Origin of the sequence: Paenibacillus lautus (assembly GCF_050482385.1) — a bacterium.
GTDB classification, from domain to species: domain Bacteria; phylum Bacillota; class Bacilli; order Paenibacillales; family Paenibacillaceae; genus Paenibacillus_AQ; species Paenibacillus_AQ lautus_B.
On the sequence record NZ_JBCNHV010000026.1, the window covers coordinates 23,350 to 47,115 of the forward strand.

Annotated in this window: 21 protein-coding genes; all 21 read left to right on the forward strand. The window is 45.5% G+C overall.

Going from position 1 to position 23,766, the window contains the following annotated elements:
* The first annotated feature begins 157 nt into the window (after nucleotides 1-157).
* The 21 genes from metK to ABEW73_RS27895 all read left to right on the forward strand — a co-directional run bounded on the left by metK (nucleotide 158) and on the right by ABEW73_RS27895 (nucleotide 23,716).
* Nucleotides 158-1,363, forward strand: a complete 1,206-nt coding sequence (gene metK / locus ABEW73_RS27795) for a methionine adenosyltransferase (protein ID WP_430170533.1) — start codon at nucleotides 158-160, stop codon at nucleotides 1,361-1,363.
* A gap of 453 nt (nucleotides 1,364-1,816) precedes the next feature.
* Nucleotides 1,817-4,519: a stalk domain-containing protein gene (locus tag ABEW73_RS27800; protein WP_430170532.1), complete on the forward strand. Its 2,703-nt coding sequence runs from the start codon at nucleotides 1,817-1,819 to the stop codon at nucleotides 4,517-4,519.
* A gap of 45 nt (nucleotides 4,520-4,564) precedes the next feature.
* Nucleotides 4,565-5,719, forward strand: a complete 1,155-nt coding sequence (locus ABEW73_RS27805) for a sensor histidine kinase (RefSeq protein WP_213647022.1) — start codon at nucleotides 4,565-4,567, stop codon at nucleotides 5,717-5,719.
* A 4-nt stretch (nucleotides 5,720-5,723) separates the two neighbouring features.
* A complete protein-coding gene (locus ABEW73_RS27810; protein ID WP_076324006.1) occupies nucleotides 5,724-6,446 on the forward strand; it encodes a response regulator in 723 nt (240 codons plus the stop codon).
* 289 nt (nucleotides 6,447-6,735) lie between these two features.
* Nucleotides 6,736-7,158, forward strand: a complete 423-nt coding sequence (locus tag ABEW73_RS27815; RefSeq protein ID WP_430170531.1) for a hypothetical protein — start codon at nucleotides 6,736-6,738, stop codon at nucleotides 7,156-7,158.
* A 130-nt stretch (nucleotides 7,159-7,288) separates the two neighbouring features.
* A complete protein-coding gene (locus ABEW73_RS27820; RefSeq protein WP_430170529.1) occupies nucleotides 7,289-9,187 on the forward strand; it encodes a helicase-related protein in 1,899 nt (632 codons plus the stop codon).
* Between the two features lie 601 nt (nucleotides 9,188-9,788).
* On the forward strand, nucleotides 9,789-10,265 hold the full coding sequence (locus ABEW73_RS27825) for a ComF family protein (RefSeq protein WP_430170528.1): 477 nt from the start codon (nucleotides 9,789-9,791) through the stop codon (nucleotides 10,263-10,265).
* A gap of 113 nt (nucleotides 10,266-10,378) precedes the next feature.
* On the forward strand, nucleotides 10,379-10,789 hold the full coding sequence (locus ABEW73_RS27830; protein WP_098749203.1) for a TIGR03826 family flagellar region protein: 411 nt from the start codon (nucleotides 10,379-10,381) through the stop codon (nucleotides 10,787-10,789).
* Nucleotides 10,790-10,876: 87 nt separating this feature from the next.
* Nucleotides 10,877-11,173, forward strand: coding sequence for a flagellar biosynthesis anti-sigma factor FlgM (gene flgM / locus ABEW73_RS27835; protein ID WP_098749202.1), 297 nt, complete (start codon nucleotides 10,877-10,879; stop codon nucleotides 11,171-11,173).
* Nucleotides 11,170-11,670 carry a flagellar protein FlgN gene (locus ABEW73_RS27840; protein WP_260069447.1) on the forward strand — a complete coding sequence of 167 codons (501 nt, stop codon included), beginning with the start codon at nucleotides 11,170-11,172 and terminating at the stop codon, nucleotides 11,668-11,670. The genes flgM and ABEW73_RS27840 overlap by 4 nt, the downstream gene beginning before the upstream one ends.
* Nucleotides 11,671-11,688: 18 nt before the next feature.
* Entirely contained in the window at nucleotides 11,689-13,263 is a 1,575-nt protein-coding gene (gene flgK / locus ABEW73_RS27845; protein WP_430170525.1) for a flagellar hook-associated protein FlgK, read from the forward strand.
* A gap of 12 nt (nucleotides 13,264-13,275) precedes the next feature.
* Nucleotides 13,276-14,169 carry a flagellar hook-associated protein FlgL gene (gene flgL, locus ABEW73_RS27850; protein ID WP_430170523.1) on the forward strand — a complete coding sequence of 298 codons (894 nt, stop codon included), beginning with the start codon at nucleotides 13,276-13,278 and terminating at the stop codon, nucleotides 14,167-14,169.
* A 12-nt stretch (nucleotides 14,170-14,181) separates the two neighbouring features.
* The gene (locus ABEW73_RS27855) at nucleotides 14,182-14,757 is read left to right on the forward strand and encodes a DUF6470 family protein (RefSeq protein WP_430170521.1); all 576 of its coding nucleotides are present in this window, start codon (nucleotides 14,182-14,184) and stop codon (nucleotides 14,755-14,757) included.
* Between the two features lie 73 nt (nucleotides 14,758-14,830).
* Nucleotides 14,831-15,295: a flagellar assembly protein FliW gene (gene fliW, locus ABEW73_RS27860; RefSeq protein WP_430170520.1), complete on the forward strand. Its 465-nt coding sequence runs from the start codon at nucleotides 14,831-14,833 to the stop codon at nucleotides 15,293-15,295.
* On the forward strand, nucleotides 15,273-15,509 hold the full coding sequence (gene csrA, locus ABEW73_RS27865) for a carbon storage regulator CsrA (RefSeq protein ID WP_430170518.1): 237 nt from the start codon (nucleotides 15,273-15,275) through the stop codon (nucleotides 15,507-15,509). The genes fliW and csrA overlap by 23 nt, the downstream gene beginning before the upstream one ends.
* A 167-nt stretch (nucleotides 15,510-15,676) precedes the next feature.
* Nucleotides 15,677-16,504, forward strand: a complete 828-nt coding sequence (locus ABEW73_RS27870; protein WP_430170517.1) for a flagellin — start codon at nucleotides 15,677-15,679, stop codon at nucleotides 16,502-16,504.
* 75 nt (nucleotides 16,505-16,579) lie between these two features.
* The gene (locus ABEW73_RS27875; RefSeq protein WP_430170515.1) at nucleotides 16,580-16,915 is read left to right on the forward strand and encodes a flagellar protein FlaG; all 336 of its coding nucleotides are present in this window, start codon (nucleotides 16,580-16,582) and stop codon (nucleotides 16,913-16,915) included.
* Nucleotides 16,916-16,932: 17 nt separating this feature from the next.
* Entirely contained in the window at nucleotides 16,933-18,396 is a 1,464-nt protein-coding gene (gene fliD, locus ABEW73_RS27880) for a flagellar filament capping protein FliD (RefSeq protein WP_430170514.1), read from the forward strand.
* Between the two features lie 44 nt (nucleotides 18,397-18,440).
* Nucleotides 18,441-18,833, forward strand: a complete 393-nt coding sequence (gene fliS, locus ABEW73_RS27885) for a flagellar export chaperone FliS (protein WP_430170512.1) — start codon at nucleotides 18,441-18,443, stop codon at nucleotides 18,831-18,833.
* On the forward strand, nucleotides 18,826-19,170 hold the full coding sequence (locus ABEW73_RS27890; RefSeq protein WP_430170510.1) for a hypothetical protein: 345 nt from the start codon (nucleotides 18,826-18,828) through the stop codon (nucleotides 19,168-19,170). Before fliS ends, ABEW73_RS27890 begins: the two co-directional genes overlap by 8 nt.
* Nucleotides 19,171-19,189: 19 nt before the next feature.
* A complete protein-coding gene (locus tag ABEW73_RS27895) occupies nucleotides 19,190-23,716 on the forward strand; it encodes an IPT/TIG domain-containing protein (protein WP_430170509.1) in 4,527 nt (1,508 codons plus the stop codon).
* Nucleotides 23,717-23,766: the final 50 nt, after the last annotated feature.

Below are 23,766 nucleotides of genomic sequence, written 5' to 3' on the forward strand. Positions count from 1 at the left end.
GAAAACAGCTTACTTACTGGATTGACACCTAGTAACAAATAAGTTAATATGCATGTTGAGGATTGTACATTTCAAACCTTTTCCTGTCGGAAAAGGTTCATTTTTTGTGTAGGACCTTTTGATATATCACATACTATTCATATGGGAGGTTGATCTCATGTCTTTAACAGGGCGACGTTTATTTACATCTGAGTCCGTAACTGAAGGACATCCGGATAAAATCTGTGACCAGATTTCTGATGCGGTACTCGATGCTTTTTTGGCTAACGATCCGAACGCACGCGTAGCTTGTGAAGTTTCCGTTGCGACTGGTCTTGTTTTGGTCATTGGTGAAATTAGCACTAAATCTGAATACGTGGATATTCCATCCATCGTACGCAATACTGTGAAGGAAATCGGGTATACCCGTGCAAAATACGGTTTTGATTACAATACATGCGCGGTGTTAACATCGCTGAATGAGCAATCTGCCGATATTGCACAGGGGGTAAACGCTGCACTGGAGAATCGTGATCCTTCCCAAATGGACAAGGAAACCGAGAACATCGGTGCTGGTGACCAAGGTCTGATGTTTGGTTTTGCAACCAACGAGACTCCAGAACTGATGCCTCTTCCGATTGCATTGTCTCACCGTATCGCTCGTCGTTTGTCCGAGGTTCGTAAAGACGGTACGCTGGACTACCTGCGTCCGGACGGTAAAACCCAGGTAACGGTTGAGTATGACGGGAATACACCGGTTCGTGTGGATACGATCGTGGTATCGACTCAACATGCCGAAGAAGCAACGCTGGAGCAAATCCAGAAGGATATTAAAGAACAAGTCATTCTTCCTGTCGTGCCGGCTGATTTGCTGGACGCAGAAACTAAATATTTCATCAACCCAACCGGACGTTTTGTTATCGGTGGCCCTCAAGGGGACGCTGGTCTGACAGGCCGCAAAATCATCGTGGACACCTATGGCGGCTACGCTCGTCATGGCGGTGGCGCATTCTCCGGTAAGGATCCTACAAAGGTTGACCGTTCCGCTGCTTACGCGGCGCGCTACGTGGCTAAAAACCTGGTTGCGGCAGGACTTGCGGACAAGTGCGAAATTCAATTGGCTTACGCTATTGGCGTCGCTAACCCAGTGTCGATTAGTGTTGATACTTACGGAACAGGTAAAGTGAGCGAAGAGAAGCTGGTTGAGCTTGTGCGTAACAACTTCGACCTGCGTCCGGCTGGAATCATCCGCATGCTGGATCTTCGTCGTCCGATCTACAAGCAAACTGCTGCTTACGGACACTTTGGACGTACAGATCTTGATCTCCCTTGGGAACGCGTAGACAAAGTGGACGCGCTGAAAGAACAAGCTGGGGTAAACTAAGGTAATCTTAAGATATGTTCCAGATATAAAGATTAGGCATGTGCAGATTTACTTTTTCTTCTGAAAAAAATCGGCACATGCCTTTTTCTGCTTCCTAATTCTCATCGTAAGTTTAGAGATTCAACTCAGCTGGATGCGAAAATATGACAAAAATGCAATAATTAAAAAAGTTAATATCCATGATGGATATCAGCTTTTTTATTGAATAAATGGAAAACCAGGAATAAAGTATGACAAACTAGTTACTTTTACATGAAAATATAGTAACATAGGTTTGATTTACATAGGCTCCTAAAAAATGCCGCTACAAATTTTACGAGACTTGATGTAAGATACGCGAAAGTGTTTTTTTATAACAAATTCGTAACTTTTCCGCAAAAATGAAGTCTATTAATTAGAGACTTTATATGTTCGGCATCCGTGTTGAACGATAGATGGGAGAGTTACGATTACATGGTTAGTCAGGGGAAAACACTGAAGTCTACAACATCAGGCGTAGGCAAGAAATGGTTGATTATTACATTAGCAGGTGTCATCTGGGTGGGTCCTGTGCTGAGCAGCGGAATACCAGTGATAGGGAATCTATCAACTTCATCGGTAGCTTATGCGGCATCAACATCGGCTAAAAAGCTTGGGGAAGAAATCATTACTTCCGGTGCGGTCTTAATGAAATATCAGTATATCAACAGTACTGGTGCAAAATCGCTGGCGAATGTCATTCAGGTGGATCTGAACAACAAATACGTGAAACTGGATGTCATGACAGGCCAAGGGAATAAATTTACAACGAGACAAAGTACGGGCGGAATGGCTAAGGAGAACGGCGCGGTAGCTGCTATTAACGGTGACTTTTTTAATACCGGAAGCGAAGGGGCCCCAATGGGGGCTCAAGTATCGAATGGTCTGTTGATGTCAACTCCATCTGATCTGAAAGGCATGTATGCTTTTGGAGTGACGAACGATGGAACGCCAATTCTGGATGAGTTTGTATTCTCGGGGAGTATTACAGCTGAGAATGGGGCCTCATTCCCGCTCGCGGGTATGAACAAAACGTCCTATGCGCCAGAGGGTAGCGGATCTACGTATAGCCATGCGAATTCAGCTTATATCTATACCAGCGCATGGAAGGCTATTGAGCGTCCTAAGAACAGCTCGACAACGCCAACGGAGGTTATGGTAACGGATGGGGTCATAACCGATATTTCAGTAATGGCAGGATTGCCAACAGCGATACCGGAGGGAAGCTACATTTTGCGAACCCATGGGGCTGCGGCAGAGTTTGTGAAAAAAAATCTGGCTGTCGGTCAAAAGCTCGAAGCGAATTATGCTCTGGTGTCCAAAAAATCAGGTAAAGAACTGGACCCGTCTACACTCCAAATGATGATTGGCGGCCATACGATTCTGGTGGATAACGGCAAGGCAACATCATTCTCTCGAAACGTGAATTCGATTGGAGGGAGCAGGGCACGTACAGCCGTAGGTTACTCCAAAGACGGACGATACGCCTACCTGATTGCTACGGAGAGCAACGATAACAGTAAAGGCATGACGCTGCAGCAGCTTCAGGATTTCATGACGAAGGTTGGAGTATGGAAGGGTATGAACCTCGACGGCGGCGGATCGACAACGATGGTAAACCGTCCACTAGCTGAGATGAATACCCAGTTGACCTTTAACACGGAATACGGCACCACGCAGCGCAGCATCGTTAACTCACTTGGCGTGTTCTCCACAGCACCTCAGGGCAGCTTGAAGGGTTTGAAAGTAAGCGGCAGCAACACGCTCCTGATCGGTCAAATGGGCACGTATGAACTAAAAGGCTATGATACCTACTATAATCCAATTGAAGCAGGTTCGATTAAACCAACTTGGAAGTCCAGCAATGGCAATCTAGCGGTCAACGGCCAAAGCATTAAAGCGACGAAGCCAGGAACATCGACTCTGACGGCGGTAAGCGGCAGTACCAAAGCTACGATGCAGGTCAAGGTGTTGGGCGCGGACGATCTTGTTGCTTTGACTACCGGCGTATCAAGTGCACCGCTGCAGGCTGGAACGAGTGTTTCCGTACCGGTGACAGCCGTAACAGGCAATGGCCAGAGCTTGGAGGTTCCGAGCAGCGCGCTGAAATGGGAGTTTATCGGATTTAAAGGCAGCGTGAAAGACGGCCGCCTGACCGTATCCTCCGTGAACAGCAATACGAAAGTCGGTTATGCCATCGCACGCTATGACGGCTTTAGCACGGTCGTTATTTTATCGACAGCGGGCGAGAGCACGTGGGAGAACTTCGAGAATGTGAATTACCCGGTGAAGTTCACGACCAATGTGCCGGCAGTTACCGGGACTGCAGCGATCAAAAATGGCAGCGGAGCAAAAGCATCGTCCAAGGTCTTGAACTTGACCTATGATATGACAGGCGGATTAGGACAAAAAATGTACGCATACGCTGAGTTGAATGGCACAACTGGCAAAGTGATCCCTACACAGGCTACGGCCATGACCATTGATGTAGAGGGAGATAACAGCCTGAACTGGTTGCGCGCTGAACTTCAAGACAATAACGGGAAAACCGTGTATGTCGACTTGGCAAAAGCGATTGATTGGAGCGGTTGGAAGACACTGAGCCTCGATCTCAGCGGATACAACATTGCATTCCCGGCACAGATGAAGCGGCTGTATGTGGTGAACGTGGAAGAAGGCCAGGACGAGCGTGCATTGACAGGAGCTATATCTTTTGATGATATCCGCTTCACGATGCCATCTTTATCCGGAAATGAAGGACTTCCAACCGGTAAAGCGGTTATGACCATTGGGCAAAAATCACTTATGCTGAATGGTTCGAAAGTGGCAATTGATTCGGCGCCAATCTTGAAAAATGGAACGACCTACGTTCCGATTAAACACGTGCTCGATGCGTTCGGCGGACATGCAACCTGGAACCAATCCGCTCAACGGGTAGGCATCCTGAGAGGCGGCATGCTCATGGAACTAACGGTCGGCAAGAAGGAATTCATTCTAAACGGTAAGCGCAGTTCGGCGGCTGTAGCACCCATGGTTCAAGGTGGTAGGACTTTGGTCCCTCTTCGTCTCGTTTCCGAGCAATTAGGCCTTAAAGTAAAATGGGACAAGAACACGAAGACCGTTACGATCGAATCGTGATATGGTATGATATGTATATGAAACGTTAGAAATGGAGTAGAGTGCGTGGATTATCAAGCCGATGCCATCGACCGTGTCATAAAAAATGCCATCAAAGTGATGGAGGACAGCAAATACCAAATGTTCGAAATATTGGAGGCGTCGCGGCAAGAGCTCACGTCTCTCAATCATGAACTGCAGCGGACATTAAAAGAAACGACGGAAACCTTAGAGAAGGTAGATCAGTTGGAGCTGAACTACCGCCGTTCCCGGATCCGGCTGACCGAGGTCAGCCGGGATTTTGTCCGGTACAAGGAAGAGGACATCAAGCAGGCGTATGAGAAAGCAACGCAGCTTCAGCTTGACCTCATGATCTACCGGGAGAAGGAAATGTATCTGAAGGCAAGACGAGATGAGCTGCAGAAGCGGGTTCGTAATGTCGAGAACTCCGTGGAGCGTGCAGAATCGATCGGATCTCAGATGGGCGTGGTATTGGAATACTTGTCCGGAGAGCTGGGCCAGGTATCCCGAATCATCGAATCTGCGAAAAACAGACAGGTCATTGGTCTCAAAATTATTTTGGCGCAGGAAGAGGAACGGAAGCGCATCTCCAGAGAGATTCATGATGGACCTGCACAATTGCTGGCGAATCTGGTTCTTAGGACGGAAATTGTAGAAAGAATGCTCGCAAAGCAGGAATTTAAGATGGTGCAGGACGAAATAGTAGATTTGAAGGGCCAGGTTCGATCGAGCTTGGAGGAAATGCGAAAAGTCATTTTCAATCTGCGTCCAATGGCACTCGATGATCTAGGATTAATCCCCACACTGCGTAAATACGTGCATGATTATGAAGAGAAATCGAGAATCCGCACGATCTTCGAGACACGGGGAAAAGAGCATCGTCTCTCTTCTGCGATGGAGGCTGCCATCTACCGGTTGGTGCAGGAAGCACTTTCGAATGCTGCAAAACATGCTTACCCGACTTATGTGCTTGTTGAAATCACGTACCAGGCGCAATTGGTCAAAATCGTTGTACAGGACAATGGCCTGGGATTCAATGTCGATTTGCTGGAGCAGAAAAGCAAGGACCACTTTGGGTTAATTGGCATGCGGGAGAGGGTTGAGCTGCTCGAAGGGAGAATGGAGATCGATTCAGCTGAGAATCAAGGAACCAAGATCGTGATTCATATCCCGACGAACGTAGAAAAGAGAAAGGAGTAATCGGATGGAACATTTGGAAAAAGAGAACGCGATTATAAAGGTATTATTAGCGGATGACCACCAGCTGTTTAGGGAGGGTCTGAAGCGTATACTGAATATGGAGGACGACATTGACGTTATCGGAGAATGCGGCGATGGAATTCAAGTGCTTGAGTTCTGTAACGAAGTGAAGCCGGATATCGTGCTGATGGATATCAACATGCCCACCGAAAATGGCGTTCAAGCAACTGAGAAACTACGTGAAATGTTTCCTGAGATCAAAGTTATCATTCTGTCGATTCATGACGATGAGAGTTATGTGTTTGAAACGCTCCGTAAGGGAGCAAACGGTTACCTCCTGAAGGATATGGAAGCCGAGTCACTGATTAATGCGATTCGTTCGGTACATGAGGGATATGCATTTATCCATCCGAAAGTTACGGGTAAGCTCATTCAACAGCTCCGCCGGATGACTTATGTAAACGAAGCAGGTGCTATGGCTGAGGGCGGTTCGCGTGAGGCTGGAGTTAAGTTTGTGGCAGGCGAGAATAACCCATTGACAAGGCGCGAAGCGGAAGTGCTTAGACTAATGGCCGAAGGCAAGAGCAACAAGATGATAGGGGAGTACCTGTTCATTAGTGAAAAAACTGTAAAAAACCACGTCAGCAGCATTTTGCAGAAGATGGAAGTGGACGACCGTACGCAAGCGGTTATCAACTCGATCAAATATGGCTGGGTGACGTTGTAATCGCCGATCCGAATGCACGGACGCGTCTTACATAGGGAGGGAACTGCCAAGGGCGGTTCCTTTTTGTTATGATATGGAGTTTATAAGTTTTCAGCGAGGCTGAACAAATTCGATAGTCGCAGAAAAATATCTTAGGCCCCGGTCCGGCTATTTTTAAGTAACACGATAGATGTTTTTCTTATGGTGTTTGAGCCGTTCCCATTAAGTTCTGTGTGGGCGCTGGTTACATAACTGTCACCGTACCCTCCTGATCAGCATATATTGTTGATAAGAGAAGGAGGTGAGTCTCATGGTTGCCCAATTGCTGTGGATACTCGCGGTGTACGGGATTGCTGTTGCTCTGATTCATATCGTGCATGCCCGTCAACTTAGAAGAGCCGGTGAAGGCACGGGGCGGCGCAGGCATTATGTGTTGATCACGTCCAACCATGAGCGGCAGGTGGAATGGTATTTGAGAGCCCTTTCATGGTATGCCCTGCTGAGCGGGACGCGCGTGCGTGTCACCGTCCTTGATGATCAGTCGTACGATGATACGCTGAAGATTGTCCAGAGATTGACTCATTTGTCCGGAATTGAACTGGTATATGGGACTTGGAAGTCCGATGACTCGGCATCACGGAAAATGGGTGCCGGTCCGAATGAAGAAGAAGTGATACGGATCGATCTAAGAAACCCGATGGAGGCTGTTCGGATTCCATATGTACAGGGTTAAACATCAGCAAGTTGTTTTGGTTACCAGGTTCGTATTCATATTGTTAAAGGCGTGAAGCACACTCCAAGCGTAAGCGAAGGGTGTGTTTTTTGCGTTTCTGGAGAGATGTCTCAATATTGGAGTTGATGTCATGCAGATTGCCATATATGCCATTCGAACATCAGAGAAATGGAAGTGTTATCTCTCGCTGGATATGCGGGTGGATTTTCAATGGTGGTATGGAGTGAAACGATGGACGGATGAGAAAGCCAGCGCACGCTCATTGGTGCTGTTATCAACACAAGTTCCATTAGGATGGGGCGTTGTCATTCAAGAGAGATTTCGATCCAACCAAGACATGGATCAATGGGGGAAATCGGAATGGCAGAAATATTTGTACCAGAGCTTAAGTTCGTTTTTACTACAAGAGCCTGAAGGAAACAAATCACAATGGAGTGTTTTGTTTACGGAGATTCAGCTGTTGGACGGATCGTATATAAATTCCCTTATCGAAAAGAGGGACATGGCTGAGGATTGGGCGTTGTTGATACAGCAGGCGGAGCTGCTGATTCAGTGCATGGCAGGACGAGCCTTGTTTGCCGGCGAGGTCGAGGCTTTGTTGGGGGAAGTCGCCGGGGACACCGGCGACTGGCGCTCCGCGGCCCAGCTTGGCGTCCTGCTGGGCCGCCTGCGTTTGGAAGCGGGGTTGGCACAGCCCGCCCCGCAGGGTGCGCCCGGCTGGCTGCGCCGCCGGGCCGTGGCCCTCCGCTGCCGACGATGCGGCAGCGAGGCCCGAAGCCGCACGGCATGCGCCGCGTGCGGCTCGGCGGCTTGCGCCTATTGCGAGGCCTGCCTCGCGATGGGGCGCAGCCGGGCCTGTGCCCTGCTGCTGCATGGCGCAGCAGGGTCGGCCGTACGGGGCACGGCCGGGGGTTCCCTCACCGGGGCCTTGGGCCGGTGGGGGCTTAGCGCAGCGCAAAGCGCCGCCGCTGGCGCTGCGCTGCGGTTTTTGGCGGAGCCGCCCGCAGGGGGCTCCGCGGGGCCCGCCCGGTTTCTCATCTGGGCGGTGACAGGTGCCGGAAAGACCGAAATGATCTTTCCGCTGCTGCAATCTATTCTGGATGCGGGTGGGCGCGTGCTGGTTGCCGCGCCAAGACGGGACGTGGTGCTGGAGCTGGCACCACGATTATCCAAGGCATTTCCGGAGGAGACAGTGGTCACGTTATACGGGGGTAGTCCGGAACGATGGAAGCGGGGGAGCATCACACTGGCAACGACACATCAACTACTGCGTTTCAGGGGAGCTTTTGACCTGGTCGTGATCGATGAGATTGATGCGTTCCCTTATCATAATGATCCGATGCTGGATTACGCGGCCAAAGGAGCTTGCAAAATTGGAGGGAAGTATATCTACCTGTCAGCCACTCCACCAACGCCTTTACAGCGTGAGGCTGCCGCAGGCCGATTGCCGCATGCCAAAGTACCCGCACGCTTCCACGGTCATCCGTTACCCGTACCACAAAAGCTAAAAATCTTGACGGTGAACCGCTGTCTACAGGAAAAAAAGCTTCCCCCACCCTTGGTTCGTAGTCTGAGTGCATCTCTTTCCCGTGGTGCTCAAGTGTTCCTGTTCGTTTCCCGCATTAAGCATATTGATCCGATGCTGGAGCTGCTTCGCAAGGCCATTGCCAATATGCCGATTGAAGGAACTTCATCCATCGATCCGGAACGGGCAAGCAAAGTGATGTCCTTTCGTAACCGTGAGATTCGCTTACTTGTGACAACAACCATTCTTGAACGTGGGGTAACGGTTCCGAAGAGTGACGTGTTCATTTTAGATGCGGACAGTGAGCTTTTTGACGAAGCTGCATTGATTCAAATGGCCGGCCGCGCGGGCCGATCCAAGGATGATCCGGCAGGACGGGTGGTATTTGCGGCGTCCCAATGGACTCGGAGCCAAAGCTCGGCAGTCCGGCAAATCAAAGCGATGAACAGAATCGCACGTAAAGGCGGTTACTTACGCTCTGCTCAGGAATTGTCGAATGACTAGGGGGTTGAGTTAAACATGATATTTAGTGTTAGCTTTCATAGACTCTCATAGCTCTTACAGATCCCCATAATTCATGAAACCTCCCTCATAGAGCCTCATAATTGATCGGCAATCGTGCAATGGGTGTGCGATGTGCACGCGCTGTATGATTTGTACTCTTTTTATTTCGTTGAACGCTGTTCTTTATTCTACCTCTCTGAGAAAGGAAGGAGCATATTTGATACCTAATGTCTTTAATCATCTGCTCGGGCATATACATCGTTTGCTCAAACCGATTGACGAAACCTGTCTCACTTGTGGAAAAACAGGTTCATTCACCCGGGAACTTCCGGGAATATGCCGTGCCTGTTATCGGAATATCCCCTGGATTATGAAACCTAAATGTTGGCGATGTGGGCGGGGAATCGGCTGTCCGGACTGTATTCGATCAGGCATGAATGAGCGGAGCTTTATTTTAAACCGGAGTGCGGTAAGCTATGATACGCAGATGAGAGAGTGGTTGGCCCAGTACAAATATAGGGGGAATGAGCGTTACGCTCCTCTTTTGATAGAAATGATGTTACGGTCATACACGCTTCTCCATCGGGAAGCGAACATCCAATTGGGCAATAAGGGGTCACGGAATTCTGGCAACATACCATGGAGTATACACGCCGTCACTTCGGTTCCGGTAAGTGAGGAAAGGCTTCAGGAGAGGGGGTTCAATCAAGCGGAAGTGCTCGCACAGGGGCTTGCACTTAGAATAAAGGCACCTTGTGTTCATCTGCTGGAACGTAGACGTCACACGGATAAACAGAGTTTCAAGAGTCGGATGGATCGGCTAAAGGATATGGAGGGTGTTTTTGGTGCGTTGCAGGATGCACCCGATGTACTGTGGTCCATAAGCAGGCAGGCCGTAGAGCATACCCGATCTCAAGTCGGGACATCACGGATCAAAGGACCTTTCCGTATATTATTGGTAGATGATATCTACACAACCGGGAGTACGATTAACGCTTGTGCTCAGGTTTTGCGAAGATATGAATCCATTGTAGAAATGCCCATCGAGATCTATAGTTTAACCTGGGCTCGTTCGTAAATGATTAAAACAGGAAAAATGTGTGGATTCTGTTACCGAATGATAGACGTAAGGCCTAAGATAATGTAATCTAGGGGTAATAAAGGTTCTATGTGGTATGGAGGTTGTTGAGCATGAATCTGGGGAATTGCCCTCGGTGCGGCAAGTTATATACGGTTAATATTCGAGAATTATGTCCTGATTGCATGAAGGTTATTGAGAAGGAATATGAAAAATGCGCAACCTTCCTTCGTGAGCAAAAGGGTGCAACAATTCATGAGGTATCTGAGGCTACGGAAGTATCTGTGCGGCAAATTACGAAGTTTATCAAGGAAGGCCGGATCTCGATTGCGAACGCGCCAAACCTGGCGTATCCTTGCGAAGTATGCGGAACGTTGATTCGTGAGAGCAATATGTGCGAGTCCTGCCGGACGCGATTAACGAGGGAGTTAAGGCAGGCTGCTGCTGGCGACCAGGAACATCAGCCTGGGTCCAGAAAAGACAGAGAGACTTACAGTGCAGTCGATAAACTGCGCAAATACTAACTTTTGAACTATTAACAATGTTTCATATCCGACCGATAAACTTAGTAAAGCTTATCGGTCTTTTATTTTAAGTGAGGTGAATAGGGCGTGAAGATTAACGAATCGGGACGTGTGAACGGCATCAATTCGTATCAACGGAATATTGAATCTCGGGAGATGCAGCATATCGATAAGAAGAAGCGCCGCAAGGATGAAGTATCAATCTCCTCGGAGGCGATGGAACTGAGTGCACAGAGTAAAGTACAGGATCCGGAACGCGCGGAGAAAATTCAGCGTTTGAAGGAATCTGTAGCTAATGGTACTTATGAAGTGCCAGTCGACCGTTTGGCAGACAAATTGCTCCCGTATTTTCAATCCTACAATAAATCAGGTGAGTCCAAGTGAGTGCTAGATCCATAATCGAATATATGAAGCGTCAGGATGAGCTGCATCAGCAGCTCATAGAGGCAGGGAAAGATAAAAGGCAAGCCATTTTGGATAATGATGTAGAACGGCTTACAGCGGTCATGACCAAGGAGAACCGCCTGCTGAAGCAGGTGGCGGAAACGGAAGCGCTGCGCCAAGGTGCCGCAGATGATTTTTTACGTGAGAAGGGCATCCGCTCCCAGCTTCAGCTGACGGTTACTGAAATGACTCGTCTTGTATTTAACCCGGAGGAAAAAACAGAGCTGCAGGATGTGCAGCAGCAATTAATGGACAGGCTCATGGAACTCAAAGAGCTGAATGCGATTAACCGGGAGCTAATTGAGCAATCCCTAGCGTTCATTGATTACAGTTTGAATTTGTTAGTCAGCCGTCCGGAGGATGATTTGCTTTATCAGCATCCGAAGCATCAGAATCCTGCCGGCAAGGGCCGAAGCATGTTTGATACCAGGGCATAAGCAGAAAGGAAAATGTAGATGAGATCCACATTTCATTTGCTCGAAATCGGAAAGAGGGGCTTGATTGCCCAGCAAGCTGCAATTAACACAGCTGGTCATAACGTTACGAACGCCAATACGCCGGGATACTCTCGCCAGACTACTCGTCTTGTTGCAGCCAACCCCATTGCTTTCCCGGGATTGCAGCGTTCCCAAGCGGCCGGTCAGCTCGGGATGGGCGTAGAAGCGGAAAGTATTCAGCGGGTACGGGACTTTTTATTGGATATCGAATACCGCAATCAGAATACGAATTTGTCGACATGGAGCGTTCAGCAAGAGACGCTTTCGAATATTGAGGGGATTTTTAACGAGCCTTCGGACAGCAGCTTGAGTGCAAGTATTGCTGAATTCTGGACGGCTTGGCAGACGCTGAGCAAGAATCCAAGCGACACCGACTTATCCGCCCGTATGGCGGTTCAGCAGAAAGCGATCGCTTTGACGGAAACGTTTAACCATATTTACTCCCAGTTGGATACCCTCAGTAATAACTTGACTTCTCGTATCGACACTAAGGTTGCTGAAGCTAACAACTATATCGACCAAGTTGCAGAGTTAACCCAGAGTATTAAACGGATTGAGGGTCTTGGTGACAATGCGAATGATCTGCGTGATAAGCGGGACCTGCTCATCGATCAGCTCTCCTTGCTCGGGAACGTAAATGTTACCGAGACAGGGGACGTCTATCAAGTGACGTTCGGAAATCAAGTTGTGGTGGATGATATGACTTCTACTCCGATTACGAACGCCATTGCCGGCGCATTGACCGGCGGGGAGATCGCTGGTTATGTGACCTCTCGCGATGTGCATGTTCAAGGATATATCACCCAGCTGAACATTATGGCCAACACACTGGCTACAGGCAAAGTGGAAGTGACCATACCGGCTGGAACAATTCTTCCTCCAGGCGTGAATATCCCGAAAGCGGTTATGGATGCGAATAATCCTCGCAAGCTTGCTCAGGATGTGAAGCATACGGTTGATGGCCTTAACGGATTACATAAATTGGGTTATACCCTTAATGAGCCGGCCACAACCGGGGGCGACTTCTTTGTATCTGCTAACGGCGGGCCAATTACCGCTGGGAATATGAGATTAAGCCAGACGATCCAATCCGATCTGAAGAATATCGGAGCTTCCCTGCGAACAGAAATGAAGACTGATCCGGATAACGGTACGACCTCTGAGGTGGTTCTGAAAGGGAACGGCGGCATGGCGCTTCTGATTGCGCAACTGTCAGAACGAACGTTTAATTTCAATCCGAATAACAACAGTGGTTCAGTAACGGACATCACGAATTTTGAAGGATATCTTCAGTCCGTTATCTCAAAATTGGGTACGGACAGCAGCAATGCCAAAAAGATGGTGGAGAACGGCACGTTGCTGGTTGAGCATGCCGATACACTACGTCTATCGATTAGCAGTGTATCACTTGATGAAGAAATGTCGGATCTGATCCGCTTCCAACATGCATACAGCGCATCATCACGTGTGGTTACTACGATTGATGAAATGTTGGATAAATTAATTAACGGTACCGGCGTCGTCGGCAGATAGGAGGAATAATTTATGCGCATAACCCAATCCATGATGACTAGCTCCATGATGAGTGGTTTGCAAGGTAACTATCGCAGACTGGATAAGTATCAGGAGCAGATGATGACCCAGCGCCGGATTAATCGTCCTTCCGACGATCCGGTGGGTGTAGCCAGTGCGCTCCAGTATCGTGGCCAGATTACTGCTACAACACAGTTTGAGCAAAATGCGGATGATGCGGATGCATGGCTAAAGTATGGAGATACGGTAATGACCGAAGTTACACAGATTATCCAGAAGCTCTCGGAGCTGGCGGTGCAGGGTGGAACGGACACTGTGCCGAAGGATGCTAGGGAAAACATTGCCGCTGAGGTGGATCAGTTATTCCAGCAGCTGGTTTCTCTCGGTAATTCGCAATTCAAAGGAAAGTATATTTTTAACGGTGAGAGAACCGATGAGAAGCCATTCCCTGATGACCCAACCCAAACCGCCTATGCATTGGATGATGGTGAAGTGAGATATCAAGTTGGTGCTGGAATCACCGTGTCCGTGAACACCTTGGGAGAGCAAGTGTTTGGAACATTTGGAGACACTTCGGGCATATTTGCTGTGGTAGACAATCTTAAGAAGGCACTGCTTGCTGACGATACAGCAGGTATTCAAAGTGCCATACCTTCACTGCAGAAGAATCTCGAGACGACAATTACTGCTCAAGCAGAGATGGGCGGTAAACAAAATCGTCTGGAATTTACTCTTAGCAGACTTGGCGATCTTAATTTAAACTACATGGATTTACAATCCAAAGTGGAAGACGCAGATATTTCAAAAGTTATCATTGATCTCAAAACATCAGAGAGTGTGTATCAGGCTTCCTTAGATACCATGGCTAGAATTATTCGTCCAAGTCTTTTGGATTTCTTAAGATAAAGGAGGATATGTATGAATATCCCCCGAATACAAATTCAGCAAGGGTACTCACAAATCGGCCTTCAATCGACGAAGGGGCAACAGAACATAGAGCAGCCTAGACCGTCCATGAATATGACCCAGAAGCAGGCTGTTTTAGAGGTGGTACAGGCTAAAGGTACATTGGAGATTGATTCACGTAAGGCATGGTCAGCGTTAGGTAAGGCTCGCTTTGAAGAGGCTACCGATAGAATAGCCCAGTCTTCTCTCCAGATTTCAATGCAAAATATTGGGGAGATAGCTCAGAACGGGGACCGGATGATGGCCACTCATGAAGGTGGTAATGTATTTGCAGAAATTGCGAGGAATAACGTGTTCAAGGAACGTCCTAGGGTCGAGATAACAGGTGATCCTGGATATGATAATGTAGACATTACTTATAGCCCTGGTCAAGTACAGACCAACTATATACCCGGTAATGTTAGTTTTAATCCGGAAACGTTTAAACCAATAATAGATTACTATCCAGGCAAGATAAATCCATATTTAATTAATCAAAATTTTATATTCATGTCGGCAACAGGTAAACAGCTTGATGCAGTTGTCTAGTTGTAGATATACAATAGCTATAATGAAACTTGTTTCATTATAGCTATTGTTTTTAACGAAGGAGGAATAACCGATGATTGTAAATACAAAAAGATTCGGCAAAATCGAGATAGATAACAACCAAATGATCGTATTTGAGAGTCCGATATTGGGATTCGGAGATTTCCAGAAATATATTTTGCTTCAATCAGAGGAGAAGACGAGTCCCTTTGAGTTCTTGCAGTCTGCGGAGAATGAAGATCTGAGCTTTATTGTTACAGACCCCTTTGTTTTTTTTCCTCAATATGAATTTCAGCTGGAACGACATTGGCTTGAGTCATTAGCCATTACTAATGAATCTGACATAACGATCATGGTTATCGTTACGGTCCGGTCTTCAGATGATATATCTTGCAATTTAAAGGCGCCTGTTGTTATCAATAAATCTAACAATAGCGCAGCACAGATTGTTCTGGATTATGGGGGATATACAACACAGCAACCTTTGTTAAGAGAGAAGAAGGGGGCTGGAATTAATGCTGATTCTGTCAAGAAATAAAGGACAGAAAATTATGATCAATGATAACATTGTTCTTTCTGTTATTGAAGTAAATGGTGATCAGGTCAGAATTGGTATTGAAGCCCCTGGGAATGTGACTATATATCGTGAAGAAATTTATGAAGCTATCAAACAGCAGAATCAAAATGCAGTTGAATTCAATGATGATATACAAGATATTTTACAAACTGTCATTCCAAGAGAAAAGAATTAATTTTTTATTTATAAATTAGTATTCTGCTATAAACAATAGAGTAAAGTTTCCGATAAATATAATATGGGTCGAAAGGCATGGCAGTAACGGCCGAACACCATGTCCCGATCACAATAGGGTGAAGCAAGGATGCTAATCACCAACACATTCCAAGGAGGAATTTAATCATGCGTATTAACCACAATATCAGTTCTTACAACACACAGCGTCAATTGACCTTCAACAACACTCAACAAGGCAAATCCCTTGAAAAGCTGTCTTCCGGTTACCGTATCAACCGTGCAGCTGACGATGCTGCTGGTCTTGCAATCTCTGAGAAGATGCGTAACCAGATCCGTGGTCTGGAGCAAGCTTCCAAGAATTCATTGGATGGTATCTCCCTGATCCAAACAGCTGAGGGTGCTTTGAATGAAACTCATTCCATGCTGCAGCGTATGGCTGAGCTGTATACACAAGGCGCCAACGAAGTTTTGACAACTACGGATGCTGCTAAAATCGACTCGGAAATTGCCCAACTTACTGCACAAATCGGTTCGATTGCTTCGCAAACACAATTCAATACTAAAAAATTGCTTGATGGAACCACAACTTCCGTAGTATTCCAAGTGGGCGCTAACAGTGGGGAAACAATCACTCTTGACCTGCAGGCCGCTCTTGCAACTTCTTTGGATATTGCTGGCCTGACAAACTTGGCCGGATCTAATGAGATGAACACGACAGCTAATGCAAACTTGGCTTCCGTTCAAGCGGCTATTAACACAGTTTCCGCAATTCGTTCTGACCTTGGTGCTGTTCAAAACCGTTTGGAACATACAATCAATAACTTAGGAACGACTTCCGAGAACCTGCAAGCTGCTGAATCCCGTATTCGTGACGTTGATATGGCAAAAGAAATGTCCGAATTCACGAAGAACAATATTCTTCAACAAGCTGCAACAGCGATGTTGGCTCAAGCAAATCAGCAGCCGCAAGGCGTTCTGCAATTGCTTCGTTAAGATTGAATTTAGCCGGCCGGGAAACCGGTCGGCTTTTTCATTTCGGCCTGATCTTAGGGCACTAGGAGGTTTGAGATGAGGGTTGATTCGAATTCAGGTTCTTCTCACAAATCTTTGTTGCTCTGGTTTAATAAAATTGCTAGTGAAGCATCACAAGACATACAAGCCCAGACACATCCAATTATTCAGGAGAAGACGGTTCCTGAACTTGTGAACCAGGTCAATAAGAAGCTGGAGGAGCTAGGGACTTACATACAGGTAAAGGTTCACGATAAGACCAATACCATTATGGTGATGGTACTTCAAGATGAAACGAATGAAATTATCCGTGAAATACCCAGCGAGAAGATGCTGGACCTGCTGTATAACATAAGCCAAAAAGTAGGCGTCTTTCTCGATGAAAAAGCTTAGAAAGTGAGGTGGGTTTCGTGGCGATCAATGGTCCTATCCGATTAACGGGCTTCAGCGGCGCATTGGATACTGATTCGCTCATTGCAAAGCTAATGCAGGCTGAGCGATTGCCTTTAAATAAAGTTCAGAAGCAAAAGCAATTTGCTATGTGGCAAAGGGAAGATTATCAGGCAATGAATACGGCGCTGCTGTCTTTCCGCAATGCGGCTAACAGCCTTCGTTTCCAAAGTAATTTTGAGAAGACAATTGCGACCTCGTCTAATACATCAGTGCTGGATATTACTTCGAGTGGAACTACGGCAGGTAGTGCTACGGTTGAAGTTACAAGCTTAGCCGCATCAGCTACTCTGATCAGTGGGAAGATTGCATCTGATTCTGCTCCAGTTAATCAGACAGGTACAGTCAAGATTAATGATGTGAAGATTAGTTTTGATGCTCAATCTACAGTCAGCTCGATAATTAAGGATATTAACTCAAAGACTGCTCAGACTGGGGTTAAAGCAAATTTTGATAATTCGAGCGGAGCGGTGTATTTAACTACGACTGCCTCTGGTAAGGATTCGAAGATCGAAATAACCAATGGTGACGGTGAACCAGCTTCCAATTTGGACACGTTTAAGGATATTCTTAAATTGTCCAGTCTATCTGCTAATGGCGCTGATGCCGTTTATAAAGTTAACAACGTTGAATTAACCTCTTCATCTAACAATATTAGCGTTAATGGTGTTCAGGTCACTTTAAAGAGTGCCGGTACAGCTACGATTGGAACCTCTACAGATCGAAGCGGCATTGTTGATGACATCAAAAAGTTTGTCGAACAGTATAATTCCCTTATAGATTTGTTTAGCTCAGCTTCAACTACAAGAAGAAATAGAGATTATGAGCCTTTAACCAACGAAGAGAAAGAAGCAATGACAGAAAGTCAGATCGCGCAGTGGGAGAAGAGAGCAAGACAAGGGACTATGTACAGAGACAGTATCCTGACTGGCGCGCTTACTTCACTTCGAACTTCACTTAATACACCGCTGGATGTACCAGCAGGGCAGGTTCAATTACTGGCCAATATAGGGATTACGGTTCGAAGTGATTATAAGGAAAACGGCAAGCTAGTTATTGATGAGAATAAACTTAGAGAAGCCGTGAATACGAATTTTGAAGAAGTTAAAAACCTCTTTACCATGTCATCCAAAGATGAGGCAGCACCTGGAAAAACCAATGTCGGTATTGCAGATCGGGTCTACAATATTGTTAATAAGCAAATGGATGCTATCAAGAAAAAAATAGGAACGGGTTCCCTAGAAACAATGGACGAAAGCATTATTGGTAAGCAGCTTCGGACATTAAATGACCAGGAATCGAATTGGAAATCTAAGTTGCTTGATATTGAAAACCGGTACTATAAGAAATTTGCAGCGATGGAACAAGCGCTTCAAAAAATGAATAGTCAGAGTTCTTGGCTTGGATCTCAGTTAGGATCCTGATAACTTGTTTCTTCTAAAAAATGACTGATGGAGAGCGAATAACTATGCATTACGCACAACAACAGCAATATTTGAAAGTACAGGTAGAGACAGCAAGTCCTGGGGAGTTAACGTTGTTGCTTTATCAGGAAATGGTCAAATCATTGCTTCTAGCCAAAAAGTTATATTCTCAAAATCAGTTCGAAGCCATGAACGAGCCTCTTTATAAGGTTCGTGCAATTCTAAATGAATTAACCGTGACTTTGAACATGGACTATGATATTTCTAGAAATCTAAGGAGTCTTTACGAATTTTATTATGGTCACATTGCTGAGTTTATAATAAATAAAGACCATTCAATGCTGGACGCTGTCATCGAATTTGCACGTGAAATGGCTAAGACGTGGGCGCAAGCTTTGCAATCATTAAAATCAAGCGGAAATCAAATCCATGAATAAATCACATCACACGCAAATTAGCCAGACAGAATTGCTCCTTCATCTATATCAGACTGTTATGAAGAACCCCTCCTTTGATTATTACAGTCAATATGAAGGGGAGTTCAGTCGCTTATATGAGGAACTGGCTCACACGACGATGACTAAGGATGATCTTCGAGTTCTGGCAGAGGTTCAGATACTTCATGAGCAGTTGGTCCATGTCATTTTTGAAGAAACCAATGTATTGAATGAGGAAATCGGAGTATTAGAGAAAAAAAAGAAGATTTCTGATCATTATGGGAGGCAATCGAACAATTATAATGTCGGTGCCTTTTTTGTAGATTATAGGAAATAGTTAAACGGGAGGATTGCTAATGAAAAATATATCACCAATATCTAAAGTGTTTATCCTCATGATAACATTTGTATTGTTACTACAAACATTCGATTATCCTGCTGTTATAGCCGCTCAATCGAATAAAGAGTCTGTTCAAGTGACAAAACAGGTGAATCCATCCGAGATTCTCGTGGGTGGCGAATCAGAAGTTATTCTGAATGTACAAGGATCTCCGGATGATACATTTATCAAACCCAATGATATCATTCTTATTATTGACCGGTCGGGCAGTATGGGCCCTACCTACGGTCCAAATAACAAAGAAGATAAGATGAAAAATGCAAAAGAAGCAGCTAAGGGATTTATTGACTTAGTTGATTTCAGCAAGCACCGGGTAGGTGTTGTTGATTTTGCAAGTAATGTGAACTTCAAAGATTTAAGTTCAGATCCTAACGAGTTGAAGCAATACATTAATGGAATTCAAGCAAATGGCGGTACGGCAACCAAGTCCGCAATTGAAAAAGCACGGGATCTGTTGCGTAGTCATAGAGCAGATGCCCAGCCTGTGATTATATTGATGACAGATGGACAGGCAACGGAGCCAGCTCCTGAAACATACGCTCGTCAAGTTGCGTTAGAACAAGCAGAAGCAGCTAAGGGTGAGGGCATCGTGTTTTATACGATAGCACTACTACTGCCAAGCGAAAATCCAAATTCCAGTGCTCCAAACCAACTAATGAGAGAAATGGCTACTACAGCACACCACCATCATTTTGTCTTAGGATCGGTTGGACTAGCTGAGATTTATGAAGCCATTGTAGATGAGATTGGAGTTGCTAGTGCTTATGATGTGACAGTAACCGATAGTGTAGGTCCAGAGTTCGAAATTGTACCAAATTCTTATTTGGATAACATTCCACAACCTGTAGTTAATGGCAACACTTTAACGTTTAGATTTAATGAGTTAAAAGAACAAACGTTGACTCTGACTTACAAGATTCGCCATAAGACTGGCGGGAAAACAGGTAATGTTTCCGTTGGAGCAGAAGATATAAATGTAACCTACAAGGATTACGCCGGAGCACCACATCAGTTTAATGTTCCTCATCCTACCATTAAAGTTTCTTATCCTGCGCCGGAGATTACTTCAGTTGTAAAGGATAGAGGGGGAATCGATGGCGGGGAGAGCGTTGTTATTACAGGTAAGAATTTTAGGCCAAACCCTACAGTTTTGTTTGGATCAAATTCTGCAACAGACATTCAATATATTGATGCGACTAAATTGACTGTTAAGGCACCTAAAGGTGTCCAAGGTGATACTACGATTAAAGTAACGAATACGGATGGGCAATTTGCAACAGCTATTTACAAATATGTTGCCAATCCGATCGTAACTTCCATTACCCCAAATATTGGACCATTGGCTGGGGGAACCAGAGTCGTTATAAATGGGGATTATTTTCTTTCAGGAGCGGAAGTTAAGTTCGGTGATAAAGCAGGAACCGTAGTTTCTACGACATCAAAGCAAATTGTTGTCAATACTCCTCCATCTGCTACTGCTCAAACCGTAGACGTGATAATAACTAATCCGGATGCAACTGCTGTGACTGCTGAACAAGTTTATTCATATGTAACTGGACCTGGAGTCGAAAGCGTATCCCCGAATAAAGGGTTAACGTTTGGGAATGAAAGTATAACAGTACGAGGCACTCATTTCATTAATGGAGTGAAAGTTTATTTTAATAACACGTTGATTACTTCTGAATTTGTTTCGAATACTGAATTATTGGCAACAACGCCTAACTGGGCTAATGCAGAATTCGTCAAGGTGAAGGTTGTGAATCCGGATGGCCAAGAAGCGGTACTAGATTCCGGATATCAATATGTTTATCCCAAACCGGTAATAGAAAGTATTTCACCTAATCAAGGTATGGTATCAGGTAATCTTTCAGTGGACATTAAGGGGCAACATTTTTTGAATGGTGCCAAAGTATTTTTTGATGGTGTACAACTTCAAAATGTGGTGTTCTATAGTAGCAATCAACTTAAAGTCAGGACTCCGGTCTGGGCAAATGCCGATATTGTTGATGTAAAGGTAGTTAATCCTGATGGACAAGAAGATATTGAGATTGATGGTTTTACCTATCAACTGCCTTCTGCACCAGAAGTCTCGGGGATAAATCCAGTTGAAGGTCCTTTAAGCGGAGGAACTTCAGTAAGTATTACAGGATCTAATCTTGGATCAGTGACTGAGTTATATCTGGATTCTATGAAAGTAGAGATTAAATCCAATAGTGGCACAATATTAACATTTACTACACCTAAAGCTACAACTCCAGGGGAAGTTGATGTAAAAGTAATAGACCAATACGGCAGAGAATCCATTTTACCTGGAGCTTTTGAATATTTGAGTCCGCCACCTCCACCAGTGCCGACGATTACTACAATCACTCCGAATGAAGGCGCTATGAAGGGTGGGTATACTGTTGTAATCAAGGGCACTAATTTCGAAAGCACATCGAAAGTATTTGTCAATGACGTTTCTGCTGAGACTTTATTTTACAGCAGCAATGAACTTCGTATAACTATTCCAGCCTCTACTACGAGTGGTGCAGTTGATGTTAGAGTGTTAAATATGAGCGGTGAAGAAGCCATTGCACCTAAAGCATTTACTTATCTGGCCCCGCCACCGAAGGAAGTACCTGTTATATCCACGGTAACCCCTAACGAGGGAGCACTGCAAGGCGGGTATTTAATAAAGGTGCTGGGAAGTAACTTTGATTCAACAGCAAAAATCTATTTTAATGGTTCATTAGTGGAAACTACATTCTATTCCAGTGGTGAACTCCGAATGAGGGTTCCTGCTTCTCAAACTCCTGGCGGAGTGGATGTTAAAGTAGTCAATTCGGACGGTCAAGGAGCACTTGCACCTCAAGCCTTCACTTATATGGCCCCACCGCCGAAGAAAGCACCTGCTATATCTTCAGTAACCCCTAACGAGGGAGCACTGCAAGGCGGATATTTAATAAAGGTACTGGGAAGTAATTTTGATTCAACAGCAAAAATCCATTTTAATGGTTCATTAGTAGAAACAACTTTCTACTCCAGTGGTGAACTTCGAATGAGAGTTCCTGCTTCTCAAACCCCTGGAGAAGTGGATGTTAAAGTAGTCAATTCAGACGGTCAGGAAGCTATTGCATCTGGTGCGTTTACGTATTTGGCTCCTCCGCCAGCGCCTGCACCAACCATCACCTCGGTAACACCTAACGAGGGGTACCTTGAAGGGGGATACTATTTAACAGTCAAAGGAGCTAACTATACAAGTTCATCTATTATGCAAATTGACAACAAGCCGATTCAGACTGTTTTCTACTCAGCCAATGAACTAAGAGGTAAGGTTCCGGCTTCTCCGGTAGCGAAAGTAGCGGATGTCAAAGTAGTGAATTCCGATGAACAATTTGCAATTGCGGCAGGTGCGTTCAGTTATATCACACCACCACCACCACCTGCGCCAATGATAACTTCATTATCTCCTGATAGCGGTATAACGACGGGAGGATATTATAGTTTCGTTAATGGAGACAACTTTAGTTCCAGTACTAAGGTATATTTTAATGATACATTATTGAACTCTGTGTACTATTCGCCTAAACAAATTAGGGTAATGGTACCTGCTAAAACAACTGTCGGCCCGGTTACAGTTAAAGTTGTTAATAGTGATGGGCAAGAGGGGCTCCTTGTAGACGGATTTACTTATTTATTGCCTCCGCCGCCGTCGGTCACGGAAATCAGGCCAAACACAGGTGAAATGGCAGGAGGATATCTAATTGTTATAACAGGAGCTAACTTTAATAGTTCATCTGTTGTATATATTAATAATGTGGCAGTACAAACCATTCTATACTCTGGCAATGAGTTAAGAGCAAGGGTGCCACAAGCATCTCAGCCTGGTCCGGTAGATGTACGGGTAATGAATAGCGATGGACAGGAAGTTACTGTTACCGGCGGCTTTACCTATAATGCTCCACCACCACCGCCATCTCCTGTTGTAACTTCCATAACGCCAAATACGGGACAAATAACAGGTGGTTATTATATTAGTATCAAAGGATCCAATTATGATGCTAATTCGAAAGTTTGGATAAATAATGTTGAGGTGCAAACCGTATTCTATAGTGCCAGTGAAGTGCGCGGTAGGGTACCTGCTACTAGCGTGATTGGCCCAGTTAATGTTAAGGTTGTCAATAAAGATGGACAATATGCTGAAGTCATTGGTGGTTTCACTTACGAAGCCCCTCCACAAAAACCAGCGCCAGTGATTACCAGTGTAACTCCTAACACAGGTGCTCTTGCAGGCGGTTCCTTCATTTCTATTAAGGGCACGAATTTTGAGTCCGCAACAAAAGTGTATATTAATAATATAAGCGTTCAAACTTTATTCTATTCGACCGGAGAAGTGAGAGCTCGTGTTCCAGTTAGCACCGTAGCTGGTCCGGTTGACATTAAAGTAGAGAACAGTGACGGCCAATCTATAGTATTGGCTGGTGGATACACCTATCAATAATTTTAATAAATTTTGGGAGTGGGCGCTTTTCGCCTGCTCCTTCTTTTCTG